This window comes from Gammaproteobacteria bacterium, assembly GCA_029881255.1.
Lineage (GTDB): Bacteria > Pseudomonadota > Gammaproteobacteria > S012-40 > S012-40 > JAOUMY01.
In genome coordinates, this window is record JAOUMY010000001.1 from 224,488 (window position 1) to 241,892 (window position 17,405).

Consider the following 17,405-nt stretch of genomic DNA (forward strand, 5'->3'; position numbering starts at 1 on the left):
GACTATGTAGAAATGGAAAACATAGGTAGATCATCAAATAAAACGAACCGTCAACCAAGTCATACACTATACCGACGACAATGGCTCAGACTATATTGCCGGACTCAAGCTTTCATTTATGTAGTCGGTAATAACTGCAGCAGGCTGAGGCTCTCTCAAATGAAACCCTTGGACGACGTCGCAATTATTCTCTAACAGGAAATCCAGTTGTTCCTGTGTTTCCACCCCTTCCGCGACGCAGCTTACGTTTAACATTTCACTCATCGCAATAATCGCCCTGGTAATTTGCGCATCGTTCGAGTCTTTACAAACGTCATGTATAAAAGAGCGATCTATCTTTATTTTCTTTATTGGAAAACGCTTCAAATAACTGAGCGACGAATAGCCTGTCCCAAAATCATCTAAAGCCAGACGCACGCCGTAACGACATAGTGAGTTGAGCGAGTCGGCTATATTTTTTACATTATTGATCAACAAACTTTCCGTAATCTCAATCTCGAAGAGATTCGGTTCGAGATTGTGACGTTCTAGCGCCGATTCTATCGTATCCACCAGGTTGTGATCTGAAAACTGCCGACTAGAAAAATTAACGCACATGACCAAGTCCGAAAACCCAAGCCTATGCCACGACTTGGCTTGTGCGCAGGCCTGGTCCAAAACCCACTTTCCGACGTCTACTATCATTGAGGTTTCTTCCAGCAAATGCAGAAACGTGTTCGGCAGAATAACGCCCAGTGCTGGGTGATTCCAACGCAGCAAGGCCTCCATGGCGACAATCTTATTTAAACGAAAGTTATATTGAGGCTGATAATATACCTCGAGTTGATTTTCCTGAATGGCGATATGTAAGCTGTTCTCAAGATTTAACCTCTCGAACGCTCGAGCACTCATGTCTTTTGAATAATATTGATAATTATTTTTGCCCAGATGCTTGGCACGATACATGGCCATATCCGCATTTTTTAGCAACACATCTGCTCTATCACTATCATTGGGATATAGACTCACCCCAACACTGGCCGTTATGTGCAAGCTTTGAGTATCGACAACAAACTTGGGACGCATGCTATCAATGATCTTTTGTGCCAATTTAGAAATATCTTCTTCAGATGCGATGTCATCAAGCAATATTGCAAATTCATCACCGCCAAGCCTAGCAACCGTATCACCACTACGCACAACCTTTTGCATGCGGCTGGAAATCTTTATCAGGAGTTGATCACCTGTATCATGTCCAAGTGTATCATTCACAAATTTAAACCCATCGATATCCACGAACAAAACGGCGATGAAACGATTATGCCAATGCGCACGACTCAAAGCCTGTTCGAGTCGGTCGTAAAACAGGGAACGATTCGGCAACTGCGTCAATGCATCATGGGTAGCCATGTGCTGTAGTTTTTCCTGGTTGAGCATGTGCTCAGTAATATCTTTACCGATCGCGACGTAGTGGGTGGGTTCTGCATCTCGATTTCTAATGGTGGTTACAGTTTTTTGTACGTGCAGAGCATTACTATTACCACTTTTTTCCTGACTAATGTCATTGTATTGATCTGTATCGGCCATATTGCTCAGAAACCTGGCGTAAAAATCATTTTCATCACAGGACAAGCTCGTTATTGACTGACCTATAAGATCTCCGCTTTTATACCCCGTCATATGTTCAAAACTTCTATTTACGTATTCAATATCTCCTTTCAAATCTGTGATCAATACGGTGTCCGCGGTGTTCTCTAGCGCACGGGAAAGCTTTTCCATTTGAATTTCCGCTTTGCGTCGCTTGGTAACATCTCGCACGACTACGATAGCCGATTTACCCTGTTCCGAATCTTTGAACGCAGACACATGCGCCTCAAAATGTCGTATATTTTCTTCCGGATCAGGAAAATCGACATTAAACATATCTTTCTCCCCGGTCTGTTTGACATAGTTCAAACATCGTTCTATATCGTATTGCTGCTCACGCGGAAGGAAGTCATACATACTCATATTGATCACACCGTCCTTGGTATGTTCCGGAAGGGGGTAGTTGATAAACAGTATTCTTCCGTCGTAATCAACGTGCATTATGATATCGGCAGTATTCTGAGTTAAGGTATCCCATATACTCTCAGAGTGAATTAAACGTTCTTGATGGTGCTTGAATTGAGATACATCTTGTATGTAACCAGCATGGCGTGTTGACTTGCTTGTGAGTTTTGGCTGCTCAAAACTAATTAACAGCGTACCTTCGCCACCATGACTCCTCTTAAAACGGGCTTCTAAATCAGATCTCTGTCCTTGCCGCACTCTTGAAATAAAGTAGTCACCAAATGATAGTCCGTCCTCTGGAGCTTGAATCGTTTGATTAAGTACATCAAGCAAGTTTGGCGCGTCGTTTTTCGACAGACCAATTATCTTAAATGCATTTTCCGTCAGGTGAAGCGTATTGTTTTCAGTATTAAATACCCATCGGCCGACTGGGATGGAATCTTGCGATCGAGATTTTGGCATCGTTTTACACCTTCCACGAGAAAATGGCAATAAGACAACAATTCACAATAATAGCCAATTTGGCAAATAAAGTTATATAAAAATAATATTATTAAAATTTTCGAGGGATTTTTGACTAAAGACACACAACTAAAGCGCGATATACATCTAAATCTCATCGCCAAAAGGAGTAGTGTGTGTCTCAAACATGGTCCAATGATTTTCTCAATCGAATGAAAAACACTGGTGACGATTTAGCAGAGAGTGTTATTGAGTCTCTGAATAGGAATAAACAACTCGAATTAGCGAACAAATATTTCGCACAACCGGAAACAAACACTCACGTCCTAAACGATTTACCCGCCGAACTACAACGCTATATTGGCAAAACATCACACCTACCGGAATGGGCGGACAGGCAAAAAATTCTTTTGGCACAACACTTTTTTTCTACCAGAGGCCCTGTCTTTGGCGCTGTTCTATTGTGTGGTTCTCTACCGGTCCTCTACGCCGGCGGCCTAGGTGGTGCGCAAGTGTTGGCCGCAACCGGGCAAATGAGCAAGCACTACGAACGCCGCGCAGGTGAAACCTTACGATTTATTTTAAGTGCTATGGAACCAGGCGGCCTTGATCCGCAAGCCCAAGGTATCCGAACCATTCAACGCGTGCGATTGATGCACGCAGCAATACGCCACTACGCTAAACATAGTCCAGACAAGTGGCCGGCCAAACCAGATTGGGGAGTGCCGATAAACCAAGAGGAATTGGTTGGTACTCTACTGGCATTTTCCAGCCAGGCATTAATCGGATTGAACAAAATGGGCGTAGTACCAACCGAGGAGGAAAAGCAAGCCTACTTCCATACATGGAAAGTGATCGGGCACTTGTTAGGCATCAGTCCAGAAATTATTCCAGAGACTCTCGAGAGCGCCGCAGAACTATGGGCGGCAATTTCTAGACGTAACTTTATGCCTAGTGCGGCAGGTCGAGAGTTAGCGAAGGCGCACCTTCACTTTCTCGAAGGCCTGGTGCCAGGCCATATATTCGATGGTGTTGTTGTCGCATTGATGCGCTATCTCATGGGAAGAAAAATTACCGAACATGATCTTGGGTTTCCCAAGCCGGGCTTCTTCAGTTGGTTGATTTGTGTTTTACGTGGTGTCTTCGGCTTTAAAGAGTCATTGATAGATTGCTCAAGGACGATCAAACAAATTGCGGAGCACGATAGCATACTTTTCATGGAAGGCCTGGCAAACCATTGGATGAGAAACGACAGCAAACCGTTTCAAATTCCTGCTTCATTGACGCAACGTTAAGGACTGACCATGAACAAAGTAATATGTGACAACGGACTGATCAACAACCCCGACAATCTCTTTAATTGGGTCGACATCAACTGCGTTCCTTATACAAAACTACAAATGGTCTTGTTTGCCGGTGGATGCCTGATGTGGGTGGTTGCTTATGTCATCATGATTAAGAACGCGCGCAAGTTTCGCTTTATCGAAATGGCGGCGTTTGCTGGTGTTAGTAATTTCGCCTGGGAGGCATTGTGGTCATGGTGGTACACACCTGATACTGGACAGTTTATGGTCTGGACCTATCGTGCGTGGTTTTTCCTGGACGTATACATCGTCTATTTGCTGTTTAAGTATGGGCATAAGCAAATTCAAAATGAATATCTACGAAAATACTATTCGCTATGGTGCCCCGCTGCCCTGGTTGCCTGTATGGTGGTGTATTACTATTTCATCAAACAAGGATATGACATGCCGATTGGTGCGAACACTGCCTATATCTGCCAGATTATTTTGTCTGTTCTCTGCCCGTTGGTGCTATTAAATGCAAAGACGCTAGATGGGATATCATTCCATTTCGCCTGGCTGAGAACCTTTGGCACAGCCGCCAATACTGTTTTTATGTTTCTACACTACCCAGACAATCACTTCGTTCATACCCTGGGCGTTATCTCATTTGTTTTGGACATGGGGTATCTGTACCTGTACAAGAAGAAAGAACTAAACTTGAAGCAGGGTTACACCGCTGCCGTTGCGGCTTAAAACTTACCTCATCTTGTCAAAGGCGATATTGAAAATAAAAAGGGTTGGAGAAATCTCCAACCCTTTTCTACTTCTAAGACAATACAACTACCGGCAAGACACGCTAGTCGAACCAGTCAGTGTGTCGTTTGCAGTATCGCTGTCTTCTGCGGCACTAATTGTCGCCGTCCAGTCGATATTTCCTGTTCCTGAACCTGTACAGGAAACTTCAACACCGAAGCGGAAACGTGTGCTACTACCAGGAGTTACCACATCGGTTACAGTATTTTGCGCGATTGTAACAACTACCGGACCAGTGACATCAGCGCTTAGGGAAACATCTGCGTCCTGCGCCATTGTTGTACCACCAGCGATCGTAACAACGCTTCGACTTGCTGTGCGAGTAGTACTGGTCTTTATCGTTTTCGGCGCTTGAAGCTTACTCAAGAACACATCAGCAAGCGGCGTAACGATTGCGGTAGTACCTGCGGAATCTGCAGCACCTTCATTGTCGGTCACAGTCAACACAACATTGTAGGTTCCTGCATCGGCATAGGTATGCATAGGCATCGCATCAGCAGAGCTGTTGCCATCACCAAATTCCCACATGTAGGAAACAATAGAGCCGTCATTATCGACCGAAGCACTAGAATCAAATGCAATCGCTTCACCGAGTTTCACCATGTATGGGCCACCCGCATTGGCAACCGGTGGTAGATTACCTGCACTTATGTTTGCAGTAGTGCTTGCCGACATGCTAGCACCGGCGTCGTCGGTTACCGTCAAGCTGACTGTATAAACGCCATCGCTAGCATAGGTATGCATAGGCATAGCACCGGTTCCGGTATTGCCGTCACCAAAATCCCAGGCATAGTCAGTAATGGTGCCATCGGAATCGCTGGAAGCACTTCCATCCAACATCAACGCAACACCCGCAGTTCCGTAATAAGGACCACCGGCATTAGCAGTTGGCGGTACGTTAGCGACACCGATTGAAACAGTCGTTGTTGCACTACCTGTATCGCCTGCATCATCAGTAACCGTCAAAACAACATTGTAGACACCTTCACCGCCGTAGATGTGCCCGGTGTTCATACCACTTCCCGTGCTACCATCTCCAAAATCCCAATGGTAGTCAATGATAGTTCCGTCGGTATCAGTTGAACCACTTCCGTCGAAATTAATCATGTCGCCAGCAAAACCTTCATACGGACCGCCAGCATTTGCAACAGGTGCCTGGTTTACTGGCATCTCCGCGATAGTCGCTGACGTTGCCGCAGAATCCATCGCACCTGCATCATCCATAACAGTTAACACTACGTTATAAACGCCCGCCATTATGTAAGTATGCGAAGGGTTTGGGCCTGTACCACTGCTGCCGTCACCAAAATCCCAATCATAAGAAACTATGCTTCCATCGGGATCGTTTGAACCACTACTATTGAAAGCGATTGCATCACCCACCATGCCGCTATATGGACCATTCACATTAGCAACAGGCGCCTGATTGCCCAAGCCTATTGTTGCTGTTGTCGATGCCGTTGCTGAATCACCTGCATCGTCGGTTACCGTCAAGGTCACGTTAAACACGCCATCAGAAATATACGTATGTGTTGGCGTAACACCACTTCCCGTACTGCCATCGCCAAAATCCCAACTGTATATTACGATGATTCCATCAGGGTCTTGTGAACCACTGCCGTTAAACGTAAGCGGAATGTTGACGGTGCCTGGGTATGGACCGCCGGCATTTGCAACAGGCATTTGATTGCCCGCCGCCGGATCAAGATCACCCATAATGTAGGACGGTGCAGTTTCCACCAATCCCGTTGCAATACAGGTATCTCGATCATAAGTCGGGTTTGCACTACCGCTAGTCCAACCCGGTTGCGTGCTAGCCATAATCTCAGCGAGATTATTTGAACCGGTCGCATCACCATCTGAATCCAATGTCTCAACATCACGAATACGCGCATCAATAGCGCCCGCCGTTGATAGGCAAAGCGCCTCACCATAGGGATTAAGATTCTGAGTACTGTCTGCATGACAGAGCTGACAATCGCCATTTAAATAGGAACTCGATCCAGGATAGACCTGACTCCATGCTGTTCCGTAAGCACCTCGCGCATGCGCTTCTGGCACTGTGATTGCGGTTGTCAGTGTGGTGACAACAAAAAATGCCCCTAAAGGAATAAAAGGGCGTACCGACAATTTCATTTTCATTTATCTCTCCTTGAGTAGGAACTTAATAGATGAAGTTTTTGCGAACTTCACGGCGCGCATAACAAACGACACAAAAAAATTCATGGGCGCCTACAACGATTGGCGGTGCTTATTGACTGTGCTGTATGTTGCAAAGAACATCCGTGCCCTCTGCAACAAACAGCGTTTAACAAACTTAACAACAAGACACGACATACTAATTCCGGAACCAGTATGCTGCCGATCGCGAGGATTGCACGCCATGTGCCATGAGAATTTTTTCTCATAAACACATGAGCATAAGAGAAGATTGGAAAGCAGTTCACAGAATTGTGATTTTGTTTAACTGCTATTGTGTTGGTTTTCGGTGACTTGCCACAGAAGTTAAAACAGTCATGCCTTTGCTAAATTAATCCCGTCGCTTAAACACAACGTTTCAACAGATAACAAACGCGACATTCAATTTTTCTTCTCTGCGGAACAAACCCAAATCATTGCCGCATCAAAATCTCTAAACACCATAAACTCTTGTCCCTCAGCTTCGCTTAATGTCTGATAGCTTCGGGCCAAACCGTATTGCAAATCAGTTTTCGCCACAAAGGCTCGGCGTGTTTTTTTCTTGATCACACTTTTGCCGGCAATCTGAGACATTTCCTGGAAGTCTAACTTAACATCAACTACCTCGGTTACGTCTTCGATAACATTGAACTCGGGATTAAAATCTGCATCCTGCATCACGACAGAACGTATTCCCTGCACTAAATCAACGCTTAGCTCTTTGCCGTAGTGCAACACCACTAACCGTTTTTCCGGATAGATATCGTATCGAAAATTCAAGTGACTACACCTTCTAAACCAAGCTCGAGACTTCCCTGAAGTTTACGCCTTTGACATCCTGTCAACACCATTCATTCTGCAGTTACGACGCCGACAAAATGCTGCGCCACTTGCCCCACTATGTTCGATCCAACACTCCAGATATCAACTATTATTCTCAAAACCTGGCGGTGATTGTATCTACCTGCTCGCCCAATCTGACAAATATACCAGCGCAGTGCGCAAGCTCAAATTCGGTTATAATCCAGCGACTAGCTCAAACCCCGGAACGAACAGTGAAAATTATTCGCGGCCTACATAATATTCGGGCCGAACACCAGCAGTGTGTAGCGACCATCGGCAATTTTGATGGCCTACACCTTGGGCACCAGGACATCATTGTGCGCCTCAAGCAGGTGGCCGCCGAGCGTGGTGTGCCTGCGACGCTCATCACCTTTGAGCCCTATCCCCAGGAGTTTCTGCGGCCCGATCCGGCGATTTCACGTTTGACGCGTTTTCGCGAGAAAATGACCCTATTGAAAGAATGGGGCGTAGACCAGGTTTTGTGCCTGCGTTTCAACCAGTGGCTGGCCTCATTAGAACCCGAGCAATTTATACAACTGGTATTGGCGGAAAAACTGGCCATTCGCCACCTTATCGTCGGTGATGACTTCCGTTTTGGGCGACAGCGGCGCGGTGATTTTGATATGCTTACCCGTTCGAGTGAGGAATATGGCTATAGCATCGAAAACACCGAAACTGTAGCGATAGACGATGAACGCGTCAGTAGTACCCGGGTGCGCAAAACCCTGGCAGATGGCGACATGCAGACGGTCAAACGACTATTGGGTCGCGACTATGCCATGCTTGGCCGTGTCGCGCATGGTGATAAACGTGGGCGCACTATCGGCTTCCCGACGGCCAACATCCATTTGCACCGTAAATCAGTCCCAGTTAGCGGGGTTTATGCGGTAAATATGGAAGGGCTCGGGAATACCCCTGTAACAGGTGTCGCCAACGTCGGTAATCGCCCGACAGTCGATGGAACGCGTAGCCTGCTAGAGGTTCATTTGTTTGATTTCGACCATGACATCTATGGTCGACACGTAAAAGTAAACTTCATCGACTTCATTCGACCAGAAATGCGCTTCGATGGGCTGGACGCCCTCAAGCAACAAATTGCCAGGGATAGTGAACAAGCTAGAAAAATACACCTAGACCGGTCGACCAATACGCCCACCCAGTAAAGACTGAATGGCGATTGACGCAGCGGAGGTGCGATTATCCGCACCGATTTTCGGATACATTTGCTCAAGATGTTTATTTACCGTTCTCGGGCTCATATCGAGGATTTCGGCTATTTCGCGGTTCGTTTTGCCGTGTGCCACCCACAACAACACTTCCGCTTCACGGTGGGTAATCCGCAACGCACTTTCCAAGACAGCAGGCTTGACCTCGGCGGTTGGTAATTGGACCTTTAGTAAAAACTCATCCTCACGCCCTTGTTTAAAGTATCGCACTGTCAGCAATTCCTGCTTATAGGGTAACGCAAGGTCGTGTCCACTCATTCCATTGGGCAGCCAGGAACGAAATTTTGTCGAAAGTGTATCGCCATTCTGCTCGGTACAAAACTCATCTAGCAGTTGCTGCGCCTCTGGCGTTGCCCACAAAACATGACCGCTACCATCAATGCAGAACACATGTTGACTCGCTGTATCCAGGGCTTGTCGTGCTTCGATCAACATTTTTGCGGCATTACTATGCTGCCGAATACGCGCCAATAATTCTTGAGGTTTAATAGGCTTCACAATATAGTCCGAACCGCCGCTTTCAAATGCCTTAACGATATCCTCTTCTTCGCTCAAACCTGTCATAAAAATTACCGGCACCAAAGGCAGGATCCGACGAATATTTCTCGCGGTTTCATACCCATCCATGACCGGCATCAAGGCATCCAGCAAAATTACGTCCGGGGTCACCTGGTCCAACACATTCAGAGCCTGTTGACCATTTAGCGCGACGAGCACGGCTATGCCGACATCGTCTAACGCCATATTAATCATGCTCAGCGAACCCGGGTCGTCATCGACGACCAGAACGACGAATTTTCCTTTAAATTGTTGTATCACCAAACTCCCCCAGCTCACTCACCGCTTGAACAATACCATCTAGGTCACACACCTCGACAAGCAACTTCAAGTGGGAAAACCAATTTGCATAATAATATCTTTCTTCCAACTGAGCGATACAGTCATTCAGTCCTTTGAGATAACCGATTCGCGCGTACTCGATCATTGCACCAAGATCGCGCATATCCTCAGTTCTGATCTCGATATCATGCGCATCGACTGACTCATCGTCGGAAAGCAGACTGATTTTTAGCGCCTTTTCCAACTGCTCTATCAATTTTTCAAACACCACGGGTTTATTGATATAGGCGTCAAATTTATCTCGCATTTGATTCACTGCGTCCGCTTCATAGGGATCGGCTGACAACATGATTACTGGCTGCGTCACATGTTTATTGCGCAAACTTTGCAGTAGCGTCCAACCGCTCGCGTCGGGCAGATTAATATCGAGAAGATACAGGTCTATGTGTTCTTGTTCTGCCTTTTTTAGCGCAGCTTCTGTGCAATCAGCTTCGACGATACGAAAACGCGCCGGCGCCAGCAGATCCTTGATCACATTGCGATGAGCTTCTTCATCATCCACCAGCAACAGCGTTCGTTCCACATCCAGTTTTCGAATCTTGGTCACCTGGTTGTGCTTTCGATAAACCCCTGTCACACCGGGCAACATCAGCTGAATACTAAATTCACTACCCTTACCCTCCTCACTGCTAACAAGGATCTGACCGCCCATCAGTTCTGCCAATAGACGACTAATCGTCAAGCCCAATCCTGTGCCGCTAACTTTACTGGTAGTTTTCGATTTGACCCGCTCAAATGGTTCAAAAATTCGCGTAAGATCCTCCCTGGGTATTCCCACGCCTGTATCCCTGACAAGGAATGTTGCGACCTGATTGCGATAACTCACAATCAGATCGACACTGCCATGCTCGGTATACTTCAATGCATTGGAAAGTAGATTTAACAAGATCTGACGCAGACGTTTCTCGTCTGCATTAACATAACTTGGTAGACATTCAATGTTATGTACTTTAAACGTTATTCCTTTTGCACGGGCCTGTTGCGAAAACATTTCATCGAGTTGTGAAATCAGCTTGGTTATCGCAACGCGCTCCCGGTGTATTTCTAAACGTCTCGCCTCTATCTTCGAAAAATCGAGCAGGCTTTCGACGACGTCCGACAGGTGTTGTCCGCTGCGTCTAATTATCGTTGCCACGTTACGGGTTTTCGCGTCCAGGTCTTCATTGGTTTCCATGAGTTGCGCATAGCCAAAGATGGTATTCAATGGCGTTCTTAACTCATGACTTACTCCGGAGAGGTAGCGACTTTTTGCCTGATTGGCAGTATCTGCGGCATTCTTGGCATCAAGTAATTTGCGATTGGTTTCTTCATGCGCGTCTACCTCATCTTCGAGCAACTGCGCCTGCGATTCCAGTTCGGTTAGCGCCAGTCGTGCACTGCGTTGCGCAAGCACATACAGCCACACCAACACGCCAGCAACGACCAACAAGAGAAAAAATACACGCCACAGCGTTGACTCGATGAGCAAGAGATCACGCAGGGACGCATCGGCCTGCGCATAATAAACCAGACTCAACAAGGCGGCGATCACCACACCCGTAACACTGAAAATCACAAAGAACTGACTCGTAGTCGAATGCAGTTTCTGATTCAGATGCGGTGGTAGAATTCGCCCGAGAAAACTTGATGTCTGTGCTGCAAAATGTGCCTGCGGACGACAACGATCACCGCAGCGCGCGTCCAGTGAACAGCACAAGGAACAGATCGCGCCGTTATAACTGGGACAGGCGCTCATATCTTCCACATCAAAGGCGTTTTCACACACAACACAGGACACCAGGTTTTCCGCACTACATTCGAGATCAGATACGTTGTTCAGATAAAATCGACTTTGCGTCAACCAGGCAATTAGAGGCACGGTGATAAACGGCAAGCCCAACGCGATGAACGGTGCCATCACCTTAAACGTATCTCCAAGTAGACCAAGACTCGCGCCAAAGCCCGTGGCCGACGCGATGATCATGGAGCCAACGCCGACGGGATTAATGTCATACAGATGACTACGCCTGAACTCAATATGGCGAGGGCTCAATCCCAGCGGTTTGTTAACCACGAGATCCGCCACCACACAGCCTATCCAGGCGACCACTAATATCGAATACGTCACCAGGATTTCTTCAAAGGCCTGATATAAACCCAGCTCCATCAGCAGCAAGGCAATCGCGACATTGAAAAACAGCCACACGACCCGGCCTGGATGATGATGAGTCAATCGGGAAAAAAAATTACCCCAGGCAATCGAACCGGCATAGGCATTAGTCACATTGATCTTTAATTGCGAGATGACCACAAACACCGCCGCTACGTATATCGCTGTTTGCGGATTTTGCGTCAGATACTCAAACACCACCGCATACATATGCGCGGGGTCAGCAGCTTCAGAAAGACTCAGGCCATAGTTCAAGGCAAGTACAGCGAGGAAGGAACCGAGTAGTAATTTTGCAACGCCGACGATCACCCAACCTGGCCCTGCACTAATGACCGCCATCCACCAGCTTAAACGCCTTTCTTTGTTTACCGGCAGAAAACGCAGAAAATCCGCCTGTTCGCCATTTTGCGCAATCAGCGGAAAAATAACTGCGGCACATGCACCAAACAAATACAAACTGAGACCCTCGTTCGCCGCCTGTTTAACCCCTTCAAAATTCATCCATTGCTGAAAAACACCTGATTGATTACTCGCAACGTAAAACAAGGGTAATAATTGCAGCAGTATCCACAACGGTTGCGTCCATGCCTGAAAGGTACTGATACGACTAATGCCGTGTGTCACCAGTGGAATCACAACCAAGGCGCTGATCACATAGGCAATCGACAGCGGAATATCTGTCGCCATGTGTATCGCCATCGACATAATCGCCGCTTCGATGGCAAAGAAGATAAACGTGAATGATGCATAGATCAGTGACGAAATTGTCGAGCCGATGTAGCCGAAGCCGGTGCCACGTGTGAGCAGGTCAATGTCCACGCCATATTTGGCGGCATAATACGAAATCGGTAGTCCGCACAAGAAGATAATCAGCCCGACCACCATGATTGCCCAGAACGCGTTGATAAAGCCATAGTTCAAGGTGATGGTACCGCCGATCGCCTCCAAAGCCAGAAATGACACGATTCCCAGGGCTGTATTCGCTACACGGGCGTTACTCCAGCGGCGAGCTCGCTTGGCGGTATAGCGTAGCGAATAGTCCTCCAGTGTTTGATTAGCAATCCACTGGCTGTATTCTCGCCGGAAATTGGGAGTACGAGGTTTTGGAGACATAACTTCAGAAACTGGTTTAACTACGGCACCACCAGCTATACCGCAGATTGTTCAATAAGGATATGCGTAATTTGACGTATGCCTACTGGGTATTGTTCGCATTCTCCACGATTTCCCTTCATCGGATACTGAGTACCAACAGAAACATGTCGCTTCTGCTGAGTCCTCTCAATGTTTGACAGAAAAGGAAGATCGAATGATAGCAAGCAAAAAAACCATCACCAAAAAGCTTCTGCTGGCTAGTGCGCTCGCGTCGCTAAGCGGTACGACACTGGCTGGCGCCAAGATTAGCGTCGATGAAGACACCTGGATCTCGCTGGGCGCAGGGTTGCGTTTTGGCGTGTCCAGTACGCTGGACGGTTCACCGAATGGCAACAGCCCCAGTACTGGAATCGATATGCAAAGCACGCGTTTGTATATTTCCGGTCAGGCCAACAAGTCGCTGAAATTCTCCTTCGGCACAGAAAAGATGTGGGGCGAATACGGCGTTCTGGACGCGGTTATCCAATATGAACCAAGCAAGGCATTCAATGTCTGGGCGGGACGCATGCTGACGCCAGCCGACCGTATCGAAATGAACGGCCCGTTTTACGCCTTGAGTTGGAACCAATATACCGTCCCCTTGTTTCCTTCAGACAATGACATCGCCAACGGCAGCAATGGTGTCGCCGGCACCTATGGCCGCGATGATGGGGTCACCGTGTGGGGAACACTGGCGAAATTTCAATACGCCATCGGCGTCTTCGATGGTCTGAGTGGCCCGACCAATGGTAAAGACATGCCGCTGATCGCAACACGTCTTGCTTACAACTTCCTCGATATGGAGGGCAATCCTGCCTATTACACCAGCAGCACCTATTTCGGTAAGGGCAGCGACATTCTCACACTGGGGTTTTCTGCGCAATACCAGGCTGATGGCTATGGCGACGCTACCAACGACGGCTCATTTACGGGGGTCGCCGTAGATGCTTTGCTCGAAAAAACACTGTCTGGTGGTTCGGCGCTAACGTTTGAAGGTGAATACAAGAAATTCATGGTTGATACCACCGCAGCCACACCAACGTTTGGCATGTTTGACGGTGATTCCTATTTTGCAACTGTCGGGTTTCTACTCGGTGGAAAAATGGGTCCGGGTCAGATCCAACCCTATCTGCGCTACACAGGCAACTCACCCAGTACTGGAGCCGCCAGCTCTCTGGCTGAGCTCGGTATGAACTATGTGATTTCCGGGCAGAACATGAAACTCAACCTCAATTTCACTAGTGGCGACGCGAACGCGAGCGGTGCTGCTGGAACCGACAGCAAGACCATGTCATTCGGCATGCAAATGCAACTCTAAGCGTTCACATTCCTTCAGGAGAAAGATGATGAAAAAATTTAGCTACAAGAAACTCATGCTCACCGCAGCTGTCGCCGCAACTATTGCCAGCAACAGCGTCGCCTGGGCAAAAGACACTATCAAGGTTGGTGTACTGCATTCCTTGTCAGGCACCATGGCTATTTCCGAAACCACATTGAAAGACACCATGTTAATGCTCATCGATGAGCAGAACAAAAAAGGTGGTCTACTCGGCAAGAAACTCGAGGCCGTAGTCGTCGACCCCGCATCGAACTGGCCACTATTTGCGGAAAAGGCTCGCGAACTGATCAGCAAGAAAAAAACCGATGTTGTATTTGGTTGCTGGACTTCCGTATCTCGCAAGTCGGTTTTACCGGTATTCGAAGAGTTGAATAGTTTGCTGTTCTATCCGGTTCAATATGAGGGCGAAGAGTCTTCAGAAAATATTTTCTATACCGGCGCATCACCTAACCAACAGGCAATTCCTGCAGTTGATTATTTAATGAATGATTTGAAAGTCAAACGCTGGGTACTGGCGGGTACTGACTATGTCTATCCGCGCACTACCAACAAAATTTTAGAGGCCTACTTGATTTCTAAAGGCGTGGACAAAAAAGACATCATGATCAACTATACGCCGTTCGGTCATTCTGACTGGCAGTCTATCGTTTCCGATATCAAGAAGTTTGGTAGCGCGGGCAAAAAAACAGCGGTGGTTTCAACTATCAACGGTGATGCCAACGTACCTTTCTACAAAGAGTTAGGCAATCAGGGTGTATCTGCCGAAGACATTCCAGTCGTCGCCTTCTCTGTCGGTGAAGAGGAACTCTCCGGCCTCGACACCAAGCCACTGGTGGGTCACCTGGCTGCATGGAATTACTTCATGAGTGTCGAATCTGACGTCAACGAAGAGTTTATTGGCAGCTGGCACAAATACATCAAGAACAAGAAGCGCGTTACCAACGATCCCATGGAAGCGCACTATATCGGCTTCAATATGTGGGTAAAGGCAGTCGAAAAGGCGGGCACAACCGATCCAAAAGCCGTTAAGGATGCGATCATCGGTATTACCGTTCCCAATCTGACTGGTGGTTACTCAGCTATGATGCCGAATCATCACATCACCAAGCCAGTACTCATCGGTGAAATTCAAAAGAATGGTCAGTTCGAAACGGTCTGGAAAACTTCAGGTTTAGTAGCCGGAGACGCCTGGTCAGATTTTCTTCCTGGCTCTAAAGACATCATCGCTGATTGGCGTGCACCTCTGTCCTGCGGAAACTACAACGTAAAAACCAATAAGTGTAGTGGTCAAAATTTCTAATTTGGTAATCACGGTGCAAGGTAAAACAAACTCCTCTTTCACTCACCGCGCACCTGGGAAGTATCACGATAGTGATACTTCCCTCTTTAACTTCTAACAAAATGGAATGACATGGTAATGCTTCGGATACTCCGTCAACGAATACCAGGAATACTCAATGCGAGTTCATTGTTTGCCATTCTGCTCAGCTGCTTTCTCGTTAACGCACATGCGCAAGAATTGACGCTGCAGCAAGCCTGGGAAATGCTTACCGAAGACAGTTATTCGGATAAGGCCGATGCAATAGATGCGATTGTCACGCACAATCCACCCCAGGCCGCTATGGTTATGCGAACAATGCTGCAAGGCGAACTGTATTTCTCAAAGGAAACCCTGAAGCTCTATCGCATCAAGGAACTAGAAGACGGATATCAGTTTTCCGCATTGCTCGACGAAGAAGTCATCACTCAGGAACGCAAACGCGGATTTAAAAAAGCGAAAATCAACAACACCCTTCGAGGCATTTTAAAACAGGCTTTAGCTGGACTGGAGCTCAACCACGCTGATGCTGGCGTAAGACTCAACGCCGTAACTGAATTATTGAAAGAGCCCGAGACAGAGAGCGCGGACATCTTGCGCCCCCGTGTCGACAAAGAGCAGAACGAAGAGATACGCACCGCAATGCAAACCTTGATTGCCATTGTTGACTTGCAAAACGAGGATTCAACACAACACCTAAACGCGATCGAGACCTTGGGCGAAAGTCTCAATCCTGCCGCACTAAACGCATTAAAAATCTATACCTCGCCAGACAAACAACTGCAAAATGCAGCAAAGCGCGCCGCGCAATCTATTCGGGATCGCAAGGAAATCTATGGCATTTTTGAAACCATATTCTTCGGCCTCAGTTTAGGCTCGGTGTTGGCGCTCGCCGCGATCGGACTGGCTATTACCTTTGGTGTCATGGGCGTTATCAATATGGCCCACGGCGAATTAATTATGATCGGTGCCTATACCACTTTTGTGGTGCAACAACTCATGCCGAATAATATTGGGCTATCAATCGTTGTGGCTATCCCTGCGGCGTTTATTGTATCCGGCCTGGTTGGCATTGCCATTGAGCGTGGCATCATACGCCATCTATATGGACGACCGTTGGAAACGTTATTAGCAACGTTCGGGATAAGTCTTGTTCTGCAACAAGCGGTGCGCAGTATTTTTTCACCACTAAATCGCACCGTAGAAACACCGCAGTGGATGTCCGGTGCGTGGCAGATTAACGAAGTGCTCGCACTCACCTGGAATCGCTTTTACATCATCTTGTTCTGCCTCGCCGTCTTTATGGCCTTGATCGCCATCATGAAGAAAACGCCATTGGGACTACAGGTCAGAGCAGTTTCACAAAATCGTACCATGGCGCGCGCGATGGGTGTTCGTTCAGACTGGGTCGATGCGCTCACCTTTGGTTTAGGTGCAGGCATAGCAGGCATTGCTGGCGTTGGCCTAAGTCTGCTAACCAATGTCGGACCAAATCTTGGGCAGGCATACATCATCGACTCGTTTATGGTCGTGGTATTTGGCGGCGTCGGCAATCTCTGGGGAACACTGGTAGCAGGTCTGAGTCTCGGCGTTGCCAACAAGATTATGGAACCCTGGGCCGGCGCCGTGTTGGCCAAAATCCTTGTTCTGGTCTTCATCATTCTATTCATTCAGAAGCGTCCCAAAGGACTGTTTCCCCAACGTGGTCGTGCGGCGGAGGATTGAT

General features: G+C 47.5%; 11 protein-coding genes. 6 read left to right on the forward strand and 5 right to left on the reverse strand.

Annotation, left to right across the window (positions count from 1 at the left end; all coding sequences use genetic code 11):
- Nucleotides 1-90 precede the first annotated feature (90 nt).
- Entirely contained in the window at nt 91-2,493 is a 2,403-nt protein-coding gene (locus OEZ43_01030; protein MDH5544140.1) for an EAL domain-containing protein, read from the reverse strand.
- A gap of 176 nt (nt 2,494-2,669) precedes the next feature.
- Between OEZ43_01030 and OEZ43_01035 the strand changes: the two genes are divergently transcribed.
- Both OEZ43_01035 and OEZ43_01040 read left to right on the forward strand, forming a co-directional pair.
- Nucleotides 2,670-3,788 (forward strand): DUF2236 domain-containing protein, encoded by a 1,119-nt coding sequence (locus OEZ43_01035; GenBank protein ID MDH5544141.1) that lies wholly within the window; start codon nt 2,670-2,672, stop codon nt 3,786-3,788.
- Nucleotides 3,789-3,797: 9 nt separating this feature from the next.
- Complete coding sequence (locus OEZ43_01040; protein ID MDH5544142.1) at nt 3,798-4,532, forward strand: hypothetical protein; 735 nt, start codon at nt 3,798-3,800, stop codon at nt 4,530-4,532.
- 87 nt (nt 4,533-4,619) lie between these two features.
- Here the strand turns inward: OEZ43_01040 and OEZ43_01045 are convergent, their stop codons facing one another.
- Together OEZ43_01045 and OEZ43_01050 are read right to left on the reverse strand one after the other, a co-directional pair.
- On the reverse strand, nt 4,620-6,734 hold the full coding sequence (locus OEZ43_01045; GenBank protein MDH5544143.1) for a PKD domain-containing protein: 2,115 nt from the start codon (nt 6,732-6,734) through the stop codon (nt 4,620-4,622).
- A gap of 438 nt (nt 6,735-7,172) precedes the next feature.
- A complete protein-coding gene (locus OEZ43_01050) occupies nt 7,173-7,550 on the reverse strand; it encodes a hypothetical protein (GenBank protein MDH5544144.1) in 378 nt (125 codons plus the stop codon).
- Nucleotides 7,551-7,825: 275 nt separating this feature from the next.
- Here OEZ43_01050 and ribF point away from each other — a divergent pair, with 275 nt between their 5' ends.
- The gene (gene ribF / locus OEZ43_01055) at nt 7,826-8,776 is read left to right on the forward strand and encodes a bifunctional riboflavin kinase/FAD synthetase (GenBank protein ID MDH5544145.1); all 951 of its coding nucleotides are present in this window, start codon (nt 7,826-7,828) and stop codon (nt 8,774-8,776) included.
- Here ribF and OEZ43_01060 read toward each other — a convergent pair.
- Complete coding sequence (locus tag OEZ43_01060) at nt 8,744-9,658, reverse strand: DNA-binding response regulator (protein ID MDH5544146.1); 915 nt, start codon at nt 9,656-9,658, stop codon at nt 8,744-8,746. The genes ribF and OEZ43_01060 overlap by 33 nt on opposite strands.
- Entirely contained in the window at nt 9,642-13,001 is a 3,360-nt protein-coding gene (locus tag OEZ43_01065) for an ATP-binding protein (GenBank protein MDH5544147.1), read from the reverse strand. Before OEZ43_01065 ends, OEZ43_01060 begins: the two co-directional genes overlap by 17 nt.
- Before the next feature lie 196 nt (nt 13,002-13,197).
- Here OEZ43_01065 and OEZ43_01070 point away from each other — a divergent pair, with 196 nt between their 5' ends.
- The 3 genes from OEZ43_01070 to urtB all read left to right on the forward strand — a co-directional run bounded on the left by OEZ43_01070 (nt 13,198) and on the right by urtB (nt 17,404).
- Complete coding sequence (locus OEZ43_01070) at nt 13,198-14,340, forward strand: hypothetical protein (protein MDH5544148.1); 1,143 nt, start codon at nt 13,198-13,200, stop codon at nt 14,338-14,340.
- 55 nt (nt 14,341-14,395) lie between these two features.
- Complete coding sequence (urtA, locus tag OEZ43_01075) at nt 14,396-15,661, forward strand: urea ABC transporter substrate-binding protein (protein MDH5544149.1); 1,266 nt, start codon at nt 14,396-14,398, stop codon at nt 15,659-15,661.
- A gap of 117 nt (nt 15,662-15,778) precedes the next feature.
- Nucleotides 15,779-17,404, forward strand: a complete 1,626-nt coding sequence (gene urtB, locus OEZ43_01080) for an urea ABC transporter permease subunit UrtB (GenBank protein ID MDH5544150.1) — start codon at nt 15,779-15,781, stop codon at nt 17,402-17,404.
- The last annotated feature ends 1 nt before the right edge of the window (nt 17,405 follow it).

What these genes read in the sequence shown, in the direction of transcription:
- OEZ43_01045 (MDH5544143.1), bottom strand. Translation starts at nt 6,734, where the DNA reads ATGAAAATGAAATTGTCGGTACGCCCTTTTATTCCTTTAGGGGCATTT.
- OEZ43_01040 (MDH5544142.1), top strand. Translation starts at nt 3,798, where the DNA reads ATGAACAAAGTAATATGTGACAACGGACTGATCAACAACCCCGACAAT.
- OEZ43_01065 (MDH5544147.1), bottom strand. Translation starts at nt 13,001, where the DNA reads ATGTCTCCAAAACCTCGTACTCCCAATTTCCGGCGAGAATACAGCCAG.
- OEZ43_01030 (MDH5544140.1), bottom strand. Translation starts at nt 2,493, where the DNA reads ATGCCAAAATCTCGATCGCAAGATTCCATCCCAGTCGGCCGATGGGTA.
- urtA (MDH5544149.1), top strand. Translation starts at nt 14,396, where the DNA reads ATGCTCACCGCAGCTGTCGCCGCAACTATTGCCAGCAACAGCGTCGCC.
- urtB (MDH5544150.1), top strand. Translation starts at nt 15,779, where the DNA reads ATGCTTCGGATACTCCGTCAACGAATACCAGGAATACTCAATGCGAGT.
- OEZ43_01070 (MDH5544148.1), top strand. Translation starts at nt 13,198, where the DNA reads ATGATAGCAAGCAAAAAAACCATCACCAAAAAGCTTCTGCTGGCTAGT.